Origin of the sequence: Moorena sp. SIO3E8 (assembly GCF_010692445.1) — a bacterium.
Classification (GTDB): domain Bacteria; phylum Cyanobacteriota; class Cyanobacteriia; order Cyanobacteriales; family Coleofasciculaceae; genus Moorena; species Moorena bouillonii.
The window spans coordinates 1-14,512 of record NZ_JAAHHM010000143.1; the positions used below are offsets into that span (position 1 = coordinate 1).

13 protein-coding genes are annotated in these 14,512 nt (G+C 44.3%); 10 read left to right on the top strand and 3 right to left on the bottom strand.

Annotated elements, in window-relative coordinates:
• Positions 1-124: 124 nt before the first annotated feature.
• The 6 genes from F6K46_RS32725 (at position 125) to F6K46_RS32750 (ending at position 8,151) form a co-directional block, all read left to right on the top strand.
• Positions 125-352 (top strand): hypothetical protein, encoded by a 228-nt coding sequence (locus F6K46_RS32725; RefSeq protein ID WP_293065896.1) that lies wholly within the window; start codon positions 125-127, stop codon positions 350-352.
• 9 nt (positions 353-361) lie between these two features.
• Positions 362-2,587, top strand: coding sequence for an NACHT domain-containing protein (locus tag F6K46_RS32730; RefSeq protein WP_293065899.1), 2,226 nt, complete (start codon positions 362-364; stop codon positions 2,585-2,587).
• Positions 2,588-3,705: 1,118 nt separating this feature from the next.
• Positions 3,706-3,900: a hypothetical protein gene (locus F6K46_RS32735; RefSeq protein ID WP_293065902.1), complete on the top strand. Its 195-nt coding sequence runs from the start codon at positions 3,706-3,708 to the stop codon at positions 3,898-3,900.
• Positions 3,901-3,914: 14 nt separating this feature from the next.
• Entirely contained in the window at positions 3,915-4,052 is a 138-nt protein-coding gene (locus F6K46_RS32740; RefSeq protein ID WP_293065905.1) for a hypothetical protein, read from the top strand.
• Positions 4,053-4,117: 65 nt separating this feature from the next.
• Positions 4,118-6,274: a serine/threonine-protein kinase gene (locus tag F6K46_RS32745; protein WP_293065908.1), complete on the top strand. Its 2,157-nt coding sequence runs from the start codon at positions 4,118-4,120 to the stop codon at positions 6,272-6,274.
• 122 nt (positions 6,275-6,396) lie between these two features.
• Positions 6,397-8,151, top strand: a complete 1,755-nt coding sequence (locus F6K46_RS32750) for a VWA domain-containing protein (protein ID WP_293065910.1) — start codon at positions 6,397-6,399, stop codon at positions 8,149-8,151.
• Here F6K46_RS32750 and F6K46_RS32755 read toward each other — a convergent pair.
• Together F6K46_RS32755 and F6K46_RS32760 are read right to left on the bottom strand one after the other, a co-directional pair.
• Positions 8,086-8,259: a hypothetical protein gene (locus tag F6K46_RS32755; protein ID WP_293065913.1), complete on the bottom strand. Its 174-nt coding sequence runs from the start codon at positions 8,257-8,259 to the stop codon at positions 8,086-8,088. The two genes, F6K46_RS32750 and F6K46_RS32755, sit on opposite strands and share 66 nt — an antisense overlap.
• Entirely contained in the window at positions 8,256-8,441 is a 186-nt protein-coding gene (locus F6K46_RS32760) for a hypothetical protein (protein ID WP_293065916.1), read from the bottom strand. Before F6K46_RS32760 ends, F6K46_RS32755 begins: the two co-directional genes overlap by 4 nt.
• A 284-nt stretch (positions 8,442-8,725) precedes the next feature.
• Here F6K46_RS32760 and F6K46_RS32765 point away from each other — a divergent pair, with 284 nt between their 5' ends.
• Positions 8,726-10,909 carry an ATP-binding domain-containing protein gene (locus F6K46_RS32765; RefSeq protein WP_293065919.1) on the top strand — a complete coding sequence of 728 codons (2,184 nt, stop codon included), beginning with the start codon at positions 8,726-8,728 and terminating at the stop codon, positions 10,907-10,909.
• Positions 10,910-11,032: 123 nt separating this feature from the next.
• Here F6K46_RS32765 and F6K46_RS32770 read toward each other — a convergent pair whose 3' ends face one another.
• Positions 11,033-11,230 carry a hypothetical protein gene (locus F6K46_RS32770; RefSeq protein WP_293065922.1) on the bottom strand — a complete coding sequence of 66 codons (198 nt, stop codon included), beginning with the start codon at positions 11,228-11,230 and terminating at the stop codon, positions 11,033-11,035.
• Positions 11,231-11,383: 153 nt separating this feature from the next.
• Here F6K46_RS32770 and hpsP point away from each other — a divergent pair, with 153 nt between their 5' ends.
• The 3 genes from hpsP to F6K46_RS32785 all read left to right on the top strand — a co-directional run bounded on the left by hpsP (position 11,384) and on the right by F6K46_RS32785 (position 14,406).
• Positions 11,384-12,565, top strand: a complete 1,182-nt coding sequence (gene hpsP / locus F6K46_RS32775; protein WP_293065925.1) for a hormogonium polysaccharide biosynthesis glycosyltransferase HpsP — start codon at positions 11,384-11,386, stop codon at positions 12,563-12,565.
• Between the two features lie 96 nt (positions 12,566-12,661).
• Positions 12,662-13,165: an SPFH domain-containing protein gene (locus tag F6K46_RS32780; RefSeq protein ID WP_293065928.1), complete on the top strand. Its 504-nt coding sequence runs from the start codon at positions 12,662-12,664 to the stop codon at positions 13,163-13,165.
• A 74-nt stretch (positions 13,166-13,239) separates the two neighbouring features.
• Positions 13,240-14,406, top strand: a complete 1,167-nt coding sequence (locus F6K46_RS32785; protein WP_293065931.1) for a transposase — start codon at positions 13,240-13,242, stop codon at positions 14,404-14,406.
• Positions 14,407-14,512 lie beyond the last annotated feature (106 nt).

The following is a 14,512-nucleotide window of genomic DNA, read 5'->3' on the forward strand; positions in this document are numbered from 1 at the left end:
AATAGGAATGCGAGTTAAAATATCAGGCTCACAATGGAATATTGAAAATGTTCCTAAAATTCTTTCTTTACGCTGTGCTTACCTAAATGGGATGCTTTATTAATGATGTTTTTACAAAAATGAGATGCACCCAGCAAGCATGTACCTCGGTGCTGCCAAAAAAGCCACAGAAAAAGAACAACCGAAGAAAGAAACCGCACTCGCTAACCTGGAAAGTATGGCAGAAACCCTCGAAACAGCTAGTAAAAAAGTTGATGCAGGTAAAACACTCTGGGACAAAGCCAAGCCTATCGTTCTTAAGGTAGCAGATTGGTTCGGTGCTGCTGCTGCTTCATACATTATGGGTTTGTAGAACTGACTTATGAGCCAGTCATCTGATCACAATTCTGACTCACAACAGCCTGATGTGAATTCATCGGTTAAGCATCAGGCTGAAGCTTTTCAGGTTGGTGAGGATATGTCAGTTATCCAAGGTGATAACAATCGGGCTATCCAGGGAGATGAAAATCAGGCAGTTCACGGAAGTGAAAATCAGGCAATTCATGGAAATAACAACCAACAAGTCAGTCAAGGGGATAACAGCCAGATTAACAACATCTGGAATATTTTTAATCCGCAGCAATCTGTTCGAGGAACCCAATTAACTCGGCAAGAATACCGCAACCGTCAGGCATTACTCACTAAAGTCAAAAACTTTTGGATTAAAGGCGTTCTGGAAAAATCCCTCTATCACCAGGTAATGATTGAATTGGGATTAGAGGAGATACCCGATGCCATTACTAATCCTTTGAGCGAAATTATCGAAATCGGTGACAACTCACCTCAACCCTTCCCTGAAGGAACTAAAGTAATTGATGTTTTTGACCAAATTGGGACAGGAAGAACCCTACTAATTTTAGGAGAACCAGGGTCAGGAAAAACTACAACACTACTTGAACTTGCCCGGAATTTAATCGCTCGTGCTGAACAAGACAGTAATCAGCTAATTCCTGTAGTCTTTAACCTCTCCTCTTGGGCAAAGAAACGGCAGACGATAACCGATTGGTTAGTAGAGGAACTGAACACTATATATAAAGTTCCCAAGAAGATTGGAAAAGCTTTAGTAAGTCAACAGCAACTACTACTATTACTTGATGGTTTGGATGAAGTTAAGGCAGACTATCGAGACGACTGTATTGTTGCTTTGAACCAATTTCAGCAGGAGCATGGTGCCGAGTTGGTAGTGTGTAGTCGGATTAAAGACTATGAAGCCCTATCCAACGGTCTGAATTTTCAGAAAGCAGTTTATCTAAGATTGCTGACTTTAGAACAAATCTATCATTACTTGAATCGTGTTGGGGCTGATTTAATAGGATTGAGGAAATTAATTACAGAGGATATAGTCTTAAAAGAATTAGCCCAGTCGCCCTTGATGCTTCACATTATGACTCTAGCTTATCAGGGAGTAGCAGTTGATGATTTACCTAAAACTGAGGTAATAGAGGAACGGCGCAAGCAGCTCTTTGATGCATATATCGAGAAGATGTTTAAGCGTCGGAAGAGTAATCAAAGATACAAGCAAGCGCAAGTAAAGCACTGGCTAATTTGGATGGCCAAGAGGATGGTTGAGGAGTCGCAAACGATATTTTTAATTGAAAAAATGCAGCCATCTTGGCTAAAAAATAGAAAGCAAAAACGAATTTATAGGTTGATGGTCAGGCTGATGTTCGGGGTGATGTTCGGGGTGATGGGAGGGCTGATGGGAGGGGTGATGGTCGGGCTGATGTTCGGGGTGATGTTCGGGGTGATGGGAGGGCTGATGGGAGGGCTGATGGGAGGGCTGATGGGAGGGCTGAGGTTCGAGCTGATGGGACGGCAGGATAAAGAGTCAAGTAAAGAAATCAAAACAGTTGAAATACTTGATATTAATTGGAACACAATCTTGATTGACCGGCTGAGGCTCAGGCTGAGGTTCGGGCTGATGAAAGGGCTGAGGTTCGGGCTGATGGTCGGGGTGATGGTCGGGGTGATGGTCGGGCTGATGGAAGGGCTGAGGTTCGCGCTGATGGAAGGGCTGAGGTTCGCGCTGATGGGAGGGCTGATAGTCGGGCTGATGGGAGGGCTGATGGGAGGGCTGATGGGAGGGCTGATAGTCGGGCTGATGTTCGGGCTGATGGGAGAGCTGGAGAGTTCAGAAATGGAAAGAAAAACAAGTCCAAATCAAGGAATTTGGAAATCAGCTCGTAATGCTATTACTGTGTATCTGATGTTCGGGCTGATGGTCGGGCTGATCTTCGGGCTGATGGGAGGGCTGAGGTTCGCGCTGATGGGAGGGCTGAGGTTCGCGCTGATGGGAGGGCTGATGGGAGGGTTGATGGGAGGCCTGATGTCAGGGCTGATAGCCGGGCTGGTGAATGGTGGTTATGCCTGCATCCAACACTTCAGCCTCCGCCTTGTCCTCTGCCACAACAAATACATCCCTTGGAACTATGCCCGCTTCCTGGACTATGCTGCTGATCGCATTTTCCTACAACAAGTAGGAGGGGGCTATATCTTTATTCACCGGATGCTGATGGAACACTTTGCCGAGATGGAGCTTGAGAATTAAGAATTTAGAATTAAGAATTGGGAATTAAGAATTGAGAATTGAGAATTGAGAATTGGGAATTAAGAATTAAGAATTAAGAATTGGGAATTGAGAATTGGGAATTCTGACTTGTGCCTTCTGCCTTCTGCCTTCTGCCTTCTGCCTTCTGCCTTCTGCCTTCTGCCTTCTACATTCTACATTCTACATTCTACATTCTACATTCTAAATTCTACATTCTACATTCTTCATTCTTCATTCTTCATCCCACTTAATTGTCTTTGCACTCATTTTTTATTCTTCCTATTTTGGTAATTATAGCGTTTATAGGATTTATTAAGTACGCTTATCAAGCTCAAAGTCCCCCTTGATAAGGGGGACCAACGGGGGATCCATTTGTACCTGATGGCATAGAGATTGCTATAGTTTATCTATTGGTTAATTAATTATTTTCCTCTGCTAAAAATTCCGCTCTACGAGATTCGGCAATTTTAATATTCTACATTCGCCCATTGTACTTGGTGGTGCGTTACGGTGCGGGCTGTCCCAAAACTGGCTCTAGGGGTTGAACATCAGGGCAAGCCCGCCCCTAACGCACCCTACCCACTTCTGACTTCTAAATTCTACATTCGCCCATTCTACATTCTACATTCTTAATTCCTTAAACCAATACTAGCATGTGAGAAAATGGTACTCGTTAAGAACAAATAGGTACCTGTTTTTAATACACAAGTACTAAGATATTAGCAACAAGTACTAGTTACTGAGAAACGAGTACTGATAAGTGATAAACTAGTACTCGTTTGCGAGAAACGGGTACCCGTTTGTTATACACCAGTACTAGTTAACGAGAAACGAGTACTGGTATGTGAGAAATAGGTACCCGTTTGTTATACACCAGTACCCGTTTGTTATACACCAGTACTAGTTAACGAGAAACGAGTACTGGTATGTGAGAAATGGGTACTAGTTTGCGGAAAAATAGTACTAGTTTGCAAAAAAATAGTACTCGTGTGTTGAAAGTTATTACCTGGTCTGGTTTGTGGTTGAGGGTTGACCGTCGGAGGCGTTGCCCTAAGTCCAGAATCTGTCTGCTGCACTGCCCACCCTACTACTTTCTGTGATTAATCCTTTGGTGGGCAGTGCTTAAAACAAGCTTACCCAAGCACATCAATCTCACTGCTGCACTGCCCACCCTACATCAGACCTCTTGCAAAAGTAGTTTTCTGATAGTGTTTGCGTCAATTCTTATCCACTGTTCCCTGTTCCCTGTTCCCTGTTCCCGACAACTGCCGCGAAGTCTATCAACTGCCCACCCTACTACTTTCTGTGATTAATCCTTTGGTGGGCAGTGCTTAAAATAAGCGATGCTCGGTACGAGCCGCTACGCGATCGCAAACACATCAATCTAACGGCGGCACTGCCCACCCTACTTTCTGCTGAATGTTCTGAAAATCCCCAAAAGGGTTTTGTATACTATGATTGGTAGCACTATAACTAGTGCTCTACCTCCTTTAATCGGTGGTGAGGCTTTCCCGGAGCAGCAGAAATTCCATGAACTTGGGTCTTGGACAAACGATCGGTGGACGCTATAAAATTATCCGTCAACTGGGACAAGGTGGCTTTGGTCAGACTTTCGTAGCTGAAGACCAACACTTGCCTGGTGACAATCAGTGTGTGGTTAAGCAGCTCAAGCCAGTAGCCACGGATCCCTTGACATTGCAGACGGCTAGGCGACTGTTTGACACGGAAGCCCAAATCCTACACCAGTTGGGAAGTCATGAGCAAATTCCCCAGCTTTTTGCGTATTTTGAAGAAAATCAAGACTTCTATCTAGTCCAGGAATTGATTGAAGGGGAAGACCTCAGCCAGGAACTTGTACCGGGAACCCAGGTTAATGAAAATCAGGTTATTTCCCTGTTACAGGAAATCCTGAAAGTTTTAGAATTTGTTCATCAACGGCGTATTATTCACCGAGATATTAATCCTCAAAACATCCTTCGGCGTAAATCAGATGGCAAATTAGTACTGATTGACTTCGGTGCGGTTAAACAAGTGAGTACCCAAATCCTGGAAGGGGGTAATACTGGCTTTACGGTTGCTATTGGTACTCCTGGCTATCGACCTAGTGAACAAGCCAATGGTTACCCGAAATTAAGCAGTGATATCTATGCTGTCGGGATGATCGGGATTGTTGGTTTAACCGGTTTACGTCCTCACCAATTGCCCCTTGACTCTGATACAGGGGAAATTAGCTGGCATAACCAGATATCAGTAAGTGCTGAATTAGCCGATACTTTAGATAAAATGGTGCGCTATGATTTCCGAGAGCGTTACCAATCAGCAACCTTAGCCTTACAAGCACTGACTACTGCAATTAGTAATAAAACTAATAATAACAGCAATCCTAACACTACTAAAACTGGCGCTACTTTAATGTTGGGAATTGCGTCATCTATACAACCGCTGCTCCCGAAACCCCGACGATTCAGACTAAAACCCTACCAAGTGTTACTGTACACCGGGGTGATTGGATTGGGGTTTGCAGCAACGGTTTTTGTGTTGAATACTATCAATGAAGGAACTGCTAAGCATTGGTATAACCAGGGCGAAACCTTGTTAGAATTGAAGCGCTATGAAAAGGCTCTGGATGCTTATAATCGAGCTGTAGAAATCCAAGGGGAATATGCTGCAGCTTGGCAAGGTCAGGGTAAGACCTTGTTTGCCCTCAAGTACTATGAAGAAGCTCTAAATGCTTACGACCAAGCCATTCAAATTGAGCCGGATTATAGTGCAGCTTGGAAGGGTAGGGGTAAAACCTTGGAGCAGTTGGAGCATTATGACGCAGCAATAAAGGCGTTTAATAGCGCCCTGGAACTCAAGCCCAATGACCTGGACGCTTGGCTCAGTCTTGGTAATGTTCAGGTTAAGTCCAAGAATTATTATGATGCGATCGCATCCTTTGACAAAGCCCTGAAACTCAAACCCGATTCTTACCAAGCTTGGTATCGACGGGGCTGGGCATTACATAATTTGCGCCGATATAAAGCAGCAGTACAATCCTACGACCGAGCCTTAGACTACAAACCTAATTCCGCTGAAGCCTGGTATCAGCGGGGTAATGACTTGAGCAATTTGCGAAAGTATAAAGATGCAGCCAAGTCTTATCAGCAAGCGGTTCAATTCCAGCCCAACTTCTACCAAGCTTGGTATAGCTGGGGCAATACCTTAAATCAATTGGGGAAATACCAAGAAGCCTTAGCCCCCTTTGACCAAGCCGTTAAACTCCAGCCTAATTCCTATCAAGCCTGGTACAGTCGCGGTTGGACACTCCATCAAGTCCAGCGATATGAAGATGCCCTGGAAGCTTACTACAAAGCCATTAAACTACAATCCAAGCCTTACCAAGCTTGGTACAGTCGAGGCAATACCTTCTATAAATTGGAACGATATAAAGATGCGATCGCATCTTACCAACAAGCAGTTAACTATAAACCTGACTACAGCCAAGCCTGGTATAGCCTAGGCAATGCATTAGTTAAACGCAACCAGTATAAAAAAGCGATCGCAGCTTATGACAAAGCAGTGCGCTACCAGCCAAACTACCGAGACGCTATCAAAGCACGGCAGCGGGCAAATAGCGAATTGGAAGCAGAGATTAGGGAACAGGAAACAGGGAATAGGGAACAGGAAACAGGGAATAGGGAATAGGGAATAGGGAATAGGGAATAGGGAATAGGGAATAGGGAAAACTGTTACAGAAAGCGCAACACAAACAAACAGCCTTATGTTGTCGATTAGCTTAGGAATAAGCAATACAGAGGGCAAATCAAATGAACCAATTACTTAGACTATTCCTCCTTTCCGGAATGGTCGCTATCTTGGCACAGCTAACAACAGCTTGCCACAATCAGCCATCAGCCCAATTAGAAGAAAGCTCTAATCTACCTGTAGCAAAAGACGTAGAACGTGACCAAAGACAGCGCCAATTACCAGCTATGGAATCAGCCAAGGTCGGGAGGTCGGCGGATAGCGTTAATCAGAATTTCAGTAACAGAGGTTTAAGACCCCAAGCCTCAATGCCACTCTCCCATAGCCCAAATGTATCCTTTAAACCTAAACCAGTTCCTAGTCGCTCAATTCCAGAGCAAGCTATCCCAGAAGTCAGCAACAGAGAAAACTATAGTCCCATTGATGAGAATGCCTTTAAGAGAGTAAAGCATAATCCTCTCTCTACCTTTGCGATTGATGTTGATACCGCCTCCTACAGCAATCTTCGTCGTTTCCTTAATAACGGTCAACTCCCCCCTACTGATGCCATCCGTATCGAAGAATTAATTAACTACTTTAACTACGACTATCCCGAACCAGAAAGCGATCGCCCTTTCTCCATTACCACAGAAATTTCCCAAGCTCCTTGGAATCCCACTCACCAATTAGTTCACATTGGTATCCAAGGGGAAAAGATGGCCATTGAAGATTTACCTCCCAGCAATCTTGTCTTTTTGCTGGATGTTTCCGGTTCTATGAATAGTCCCAATAAGCTTCCCCTGCTCAAAGAAGCCTTTCGGATGCTCGTCAATGAATTGAGAGAAGAAGACCAAGTCAGTATTGTCGTCTATGCTGGCGCTGCTGGTGTGGTTTTACCTCCTACCCCAGGCAACCAGAAAGATAAAATCTTAACAGCTATTGAGAATCTCAATGCCGGGGGGTCTACTGCTGGGGGAGCAGGAATTAAACTGGCTTATAAACTCGCCCAGGATAATTTTATTAAATCAGGAAATAACCGAGTTATTCTCGCAACCGACGGAGACTTTAATGTCGGAGTTTCCAGTGATAGCGAATTAGTTAAACTAATTGAGCAGAAGCGAAAAAAAGGAGTTTTCCTGACCGTATTAGGATTTGGTACCGGTAATTTACAAGACTCCAAGATGGAAAAAATTGCTAATAAAGGAAATGGCAATTATGCTTATATTGATAACGAGTTAGAAGCTAAGAAAGTCCTGGTTAACGAAATCGGAGCAACTCTACTCACTATTGCTAAAGATGTTAAGATTCAAGTAGAGTTTAATCCTGCCAAAGTCCACGCCTATCGTTTGATTGGTTATGAAAATCGGCGGCTGAAGGATGAAGACTTTAATGATGATACTAAAGATGCCGGAGAATTAGGAGCAGGTCATACTGTTACTGCACTGTATGAAATTATTCCTGTGGGAGCGAAAACTAATGTCAAATTACCAGATATTGACCCTCTGAAATATCAATCCAATGCTGCTTCAACAAGTAATTCCAAAGAATTAATGCAGGTCAAGTTACGTTACAAAGAGCCTGACGGTAACACTTCTCAACTCCTCACCTATCCCTTGGTTGATAAAGCTGTAAAGCTAAAGGATGCTTCCGATAACTTTAAGTTTTCCGCTGCCGTTGCCAGTTTTGGTATGGTGTTAAGAGATTCTCCTTACAAAGGTAAAGCTAGTTTTGACCAAGCATTACAATTAGCAAAGGAATCCGAAGGAGTAGATTTAGAGGGTTATCGAGCTGAGTTTATTGATTTGATTGAGAGTGCGGAGGAAATAGGAGATAGGTAATCGGGAATCGGGAATCGGGAATCGGGAAGAAGTAGTTTTCGATGAACAGGAGACAGCTTGGGATTGGTGATGAGACCGACCTGCATCCAAGACTATGACTGCCCTCACCAAGTTACACCCTTCAGCTCAATTGGAAATAACTGACGCTCAGAAAGTCGATCCTGATCCAATGCATCGATCAAATACTTACCTGTTTCTTGTTGCTCTTCAATATCCTGATCATCAATCCAGGACTGAAGCAGATTAACCGCTTCAGCTTGCTTTTGCCTTACCAGAATAGAGTTTGCCAAATCTCCCTATCTCCCCATTTCCCCATCTCCCCGCGCCCCTTGAATTCCCTACACCCTGTATTCAATAGCTGACAATTTGGGAACTCTAGCTTTAGGACTGTATAAAGCCGTATAGCAGTTCTCAATTAGGTGAAGTACTTTCGTCTTAGGTTTTAGGGAGCTTGGGAGCAGGGAGTAGGGCTGGGTTCCTATTCCCTGTTCCCTGTTCCCTATTCCCTAAAACCCAGAACGAAAGTACCTCACCTTAAAACCGATGTAAATCTTACCAGAGGAAATTAGCCCAAATGTCGGTTATCGATACAGATCAGGGTCGCAAATTTATTACCACTGAACCGATCACAGAAAGTGAAGAAACAGGAAAACAAAGAGTGTGGGATGCCACTCGCAGTGCTTTTTCAGAACGCAATTGTATTGGCTACTGGCGCTATCCTATTTTTTCTAAAGTAGGGGAAATCTCTAAAGAGCCTGATATTTTGATTACTGATCAAGACCTTGGTCTAGTAGTAATTGAAATCCAATCTATCACCATTGATCAAATCATTACTATTGATGGTGATCAGTGGCAACTCCAAAACTGTTCCACCACTGAAGCACATCCCTACCAACAAGCTGAACATCAGTTAAAAGCAATACTCGCCTTTTGCGATCGCGAACCTGCTATTTGGCGCAAAGTTACCGGTAGGGCGATGATTGCTCTTCCTCTAATTACTCAAGAACAATGGCAACACCACGGTTTTGACCAACTGCCAGACTGTCCTCCCATTATCTTCCAAGACCAACTCGGTAAAGTTGGCTTCCTAGAGTGTATTCAAGAAACTGAATCAGTGATACCAGGAGAAGACATAGATGATCAGCAGTGGAAGTTACTTTTAGCCGTGATCAGCGGAGCACCAATTTTCCGTAAACCTCTGCGTAGCCTAGTCTCTACCGAAGGCAAAACGCGCGCTAATGTTGTAGCCGCTTACTCCCAACAACTCTACGAATTAGATATGCAGCAGGAACACATTGGTAAAGAAATCCCTCCTGGGTTTCAGCGGCTGCGGGGGATTGCGGGGTCAGGAAAAACAGTGCTGCTATGCCAAAAAGCTGCTCATATGCACTTGAAGCACCCAGACTGGACGATTGGGTTAGTGTTTTTTAGTCGCACCCTCTACGACTTAATGATTGGGTTAGTGGATCGATGGCTGCGTCGTTTCAGCAATGGCGATATCCAGTATGACCACAAGACTAACCACAAACTGCGAGTGCTTCATGCTTGGGGTGCTAAGGATCAGCCTGGTTTGTACAGCACAATTTGCCAGTTAAATGGAGCTAGAGCCAAATCCGCTCGGGATACTCGGGAAAGACAGCCCAATCGTGGTTTAGCAGAACTTTGTAAACGGCTATCGGAAGAAATCAACATTGAACCCTGCTTTGATGCTATTTTAATTGATGAAGGACAAGACTTAGTTACTGAAGATTATTTAAAATTCCAGGGCAAACAAGCAATTTATTGGCTAGCTTATCAAGCCTTACGACCCGTTAACCCAGAACAGCCAGAACAACGGCGCTTAATCTGGGCTTATGACGAAGCTCAAAGCCTAGACACCTTAAAAATCCCTACCACAAAAGAACTGTTAGGTGAAAATCTCAGCCGACTTTTGTCACAAGGACCACAATACCCCGGTGGTATTAAAAAATCTGAAGTTATGCGGCGCTGTTACCGCACTCCTGGCTCAATTCTCACCGCTGCTCATGGGCTCGGAATGGGGTTGCTACGTCCTGAGGGCATGCTAACTGGAATTACCAGAAAGGAAGATTGGGAAAAAATTGGTTATGAAGTCAAAGGTAACTTTATTCCCGGTCAACAAATCACCATCCATCGTCCAAAAGAAAACTCCCCCAATCCAGTTCCTGAATTGTGGAGCGCACCAGTATTAGACTTTGAAACCTATGGCTCTCGTCAGGAAGAAATGAGTGCTTTGGCAGATAAGATTATGCATAATCTGGTTGATGATGACCTTAAAGCAAGTACAGAAATCTTAGTGCTAGTTTTAGGCTCCAGTTCTGAAGCAATTGAATTAGAAAATCATGTCGCTGTTGTTTTGATGGAGCAAGACATTGATATTTATATTCCCACAGCATTAGAGTTGAATGAACTAAAGCCTCAATGGCCCCACGTTGATCGCGATCGCTTTTGGAAAGATGGTGGGGTAACCATATCTCGTGTGCCCCGTGCTAAGGGTAATGAAGCCGATATGGTGTATGTGGTCGGTGTTGATAATGTTGCCAGGAACGAGAGTGATGTCAGTTTGCGTAACCAGCTCTTTGTAGCATTAACTAGGGCGCGGGGCTGGGCAAGTGTCAGTGGAGTGGGTGACTATCCCATGTATAGCGAAATCCGCCAGGTCATTGAGAGTGGCGATACCTTCACCTTTACCTACAAGCGACCTCTGAAGCGGGATATTGGTGACCTTGAAGAAGGTTAACCGTCACAACTGTTTAACTTCGGAATAGGGAACAGGAATCCGTAAGCTATCAGCTATCAGCTATCAGCTACCAGCTTTGGAATAAGCGATGCAGAGGTGCGACCCGTGGCGAATTTAATTCGCCTACGGAAAGCGCACCATTACGGTCTTGGGAAGGCAGCGCGGTCTTGGGGGTTCCCCCCATGAGCGACTGCCGTGGTTTCCCCCACTCGCGCTTTGCATCAAGACAACAAGTAAGCATTGGAATAATGCTGAGTTACCTCCCAGCGCGTCGTTCGCACAGCGTGGCCATTCGCGTAGCGTGGCCAAAGCCTGTGCCACAAGGCTGACGGCACCTCAAGTAGCGTGAGCTTTTAGCTGACGGCTGAATGCTTACCTAAAGGTTGCTCAATGATGGCGTAAGGTCGTGATTGCTCCTAAGGTTGATTAGGAATAGTGCTATCTTTGACCCAACTTGGTATTAAGAAATATCCCATGCGAATTTTACAAATCGTCCCGTCGATTTCCCTGGTATATGGTGGTCCGAGTCAAATGGTAAAGGGACTATCTCAGGCTCTGGCATCTCAAGGGGTAGAAATTACAGTACTAACTACTAACTCTAATGGGGATGCTGGTCAACCCCCTTTGGATGTACCCCTGGATCAACCAGTAGAACAGGATGGTTATCAGATCAGATACTTCCGTTGCTCTCCCTTTCGCCGCTATAAATTTTCCCTGGGCTTATTACGCTGGCTATGGCAACACGCCTCAGAATTTGACCTTGCCCATATCCATGCCTTGTTTTCCCCAGTCAGTACAGCAGCGGCTACCATCGCCCGAAAACGGGGATTACCCTACCTATTGCGTCCCTTAGGTACCCTTGACCCAGCGGATTTGCGGAAGAAACAACAGCTAAAGCGCATCTATGCCGCACTGTGGGAGAAACCGAATTTAGCTGGAGCAGCTGGTATACACTTTACCAGTCAACAGGAAGCTAAGATTTCGGAACGTTTTGGGACAGCATCCCCTGATATCGTGATTCCCTTAGGAGTAACGCCGCCAATCCAGCAACAACTCCAACAACAACTAGCTCAAGCACGTACTGAATTGAAGATTCCCCATGACCAACCCTTAGTGTTGTTTATGTCTCGTATTGACCCGAAGAAGGGATTGGATTTACTTATCCCAGCTCTAGAGAAGCTATTAAACGAGGGATTCCAGTTTCACTTTGTCTTGGCGGGAACTAATCCTCAAGACCCAAATTATGAAAATACTATCATAGACCAGATCAAGGCTTCAACTCTATCATCAAATACTACCATTACTGGTTTCGTGACTGGTGACTTGAAAGCAGCATTGTTAAAGGATGCGGACGTATTTGTCCTGCCATCTTACTACGAAAACTTTGGGATTGCGGTAGCGGAAGCGATGGTGGCTGGGACAGCAGTGGTGATTTCTGACCAAGTCCATATTTGGGAAAACGTCAAAGATGCTGAAGCAGGATGGGTCAGTCCTTGCGAGGTTCAGGCTTTGACTAGACAGTTACGGGAAGCCCTTCAAAATCAGGATGAATGCCAACTGCGGGGAGTCAAGGCTCAGGACTATGCTTTAAAGCACTATAGTTGGAATGCGATCGCACAACAAATGATTCAGGTTTACCGTCAAATTAGTCATTAGTACCCGCAAGGGTACTGTCAAATCCCCGATAAACCAAGCACAATAGACATATCAGCCAATTAGCTAAAGCAACACAGAGCAATACAGGAACGATACATGAAAATGGAACGTATTCAGGAAATTCCTACCTTGAAAATTAATGGTTTTGCTGCTCTGGTAGGGATTATTGCGATCGCTAGTTTTGGTGTGTGGTTAGGTAAAGGTCTTGTGGGGTTTTCCAATATCAACGACTTATTGATCTATACCAACAACTTATTTGGTATTGGTCTAGTGATCGTAGCCTTGGTTGCCCTAAAAGGCTTTCTAACTGTCCAGCCTAACCAAGCCCGAGTGCTAGTGTTTCTAGGGAGCTACGTTGGCAGTGTCCGTACCTCTGGTTTTTGGTGGGTTAACCCTTTCGCCTCCAAGGAACTGGTTTCTCTTCGAGTGCGTAATTTCAACAGTGATAAGCTGAAGGTAAATGACGCGAAAGGCAACCCCATTGAGATTGCTGCGGTAGTTGTCTGGCGAGTTGTAGACTCAGCCAAAGCGACCTTTGATGTAAATTCCTATCAAAATATCCTGAAATGTGAGAACCCTGTCTCTTTAGACCGGGGATGAAACAGAGCGACGGGGTTAACCCCGCCGTATCCCTTTATTTAAGCTAGAATAGCAATAAGGAGGTGATGCTTTCGTTGTACAGAACAATTCCGATTAAAGCGACATTTTCAGATGAAGAAAAGGCTTTTTGGGTGTTTCAATGTCAACAGGCTAATAGTCTGATAAATTGTGCTATTTATTACACTAAACAGAAGCACTATAAGTGGCTAAAAGAACAACCAGAAGCCTATAGCACTTACTGGCGTGGGGATGAGTTGAGATTTGGTTGGAAAACGTATAAATGCGCAACCAAATATCCAGAGCTAGATAAATATCTAAAGTTGAGTCCCCACTACAAGGCGATGGCCGCCCAGTCCGCCCAACAAACTTTAAAGTCTGTAGGGGAGGCGATAACCAGTTACAACCAATTAGTCGGGCAATATTACAAAGGTCAGGTAGATAGGCCAAGGCTCCTTAGATATCGTAAGAAAGGTGGATTGGCGGCTATTACTTTTCCTAGGCAGGCTTTGACTTATAAAAAAGGGTTATTTTATCCATCCATCAGTAAAGAGAGTAAACCAGAATTAATTACTGAAATAACATTGGAACCGCCACAATTCATAGATCCAGATTGGGTTAAAGAGGTAACTGTTCGTCCTACTCTGGGACAATTATGGATTGACTGGGTAATTGATGATGGTAACCAATCAGTTGATCATAACCCTAACCTAGATTACTCACAGGCATGGAGTTTTGATCATGGCGGCGATAACTGGTTAACCGGAGTTTCAACTCAAGGAAAAAGTCTGATTATCGATGGTCGGAAACTTAAATCAATGAATCAAGGGTACGCCAGATTAGTTGCCAAATATAAAGCTGGCAAACCTGAGTTTTATTGGGACTCGAATCTGGATAGAGTGCAGGTAAAACGTAATAATCAAATGAGAGATGCGATCAATAAAGCAGCAAGGTTTATCATTAACCGATGCCTTCAAGAACGCATTGGAAATATAGTTATTGGTTGGAATGAGCGCCAAAAAGATTCGATCAATATAGGGAGGCGTGGTAACCAAAACTTTGTAGTTATCCCAACAAAAAGGTTAATCAATAGACTTGAACAACTTTGTTCTGAATATGGTGTCAAATTAACAATAACTGAAGAGTCGTATACAAGCAAAGCGTCTTTCCTGGATGATGACCCATTACCAACACACGGTGAAAAACCCAGTGGATGGAAGCCATCAGTGCGATTCGTTGGCTAGAAACCTTATCCCATAAGGATTTGGGGGATTAGCCACAAGGTAAGAAACCTTGATAACTTGATAACCATGTTGGTGAGATACCAACCCTCGCGAAATCCGAGTGACA

Excerpts from the sequence above, each read along its gene's own strand:
- F6K46_RS32725 (WP_293065896.1), top strand. The coding sequence starts at position 125 with ATGCACCCAGCAAGCATGTACCTCGGTGCTGCCAAAAAAGCCACAGAA.
- F6K46_RS32730 (WP_293065899.1), top strand. The coding sequence starts at position 362 with ATGAGCCAGTCATCTGATCACAATTCTGACTCACAACAGCCTGATGTG.
- F6K46_RS32745 (WP_293065908.1), top strand. The coding sequence starts at position 4,118 with ATGAACTTGGGTCTTGGACAAACGATCGGTGGACGCTATAAAATTATC.
- F6K46_RS32750 (WP_293065910.1), top strand. The coding sequence starts at position 6,397 with ATGAACCAATTACTTAGACTATTCCTCCTTTCCGGAATGGTCGCTATC.
- F6K46_RS32765 (WP_293065919.1), top strand. The coding sequence starts at position 8,726 with ATGTCGGTTATCGATACAGATCAGGGTCGCAAATTTATTACCACTGAA.
- hpsP (WP_293065925.1), top strand. The coding sequence starts at position 11,384 with ATGCGAATTTTACAAATCGTCCCGTCGATTTCCCTGGTATATGGTGGT.
- F6K46_RS32780 (WP_293065928.1), top strand. The coding sequence starts at position 12,662 with ATGAAAATGGAACGTATTCAGGAAATTCCTACCTTGAAAATTAATGGT.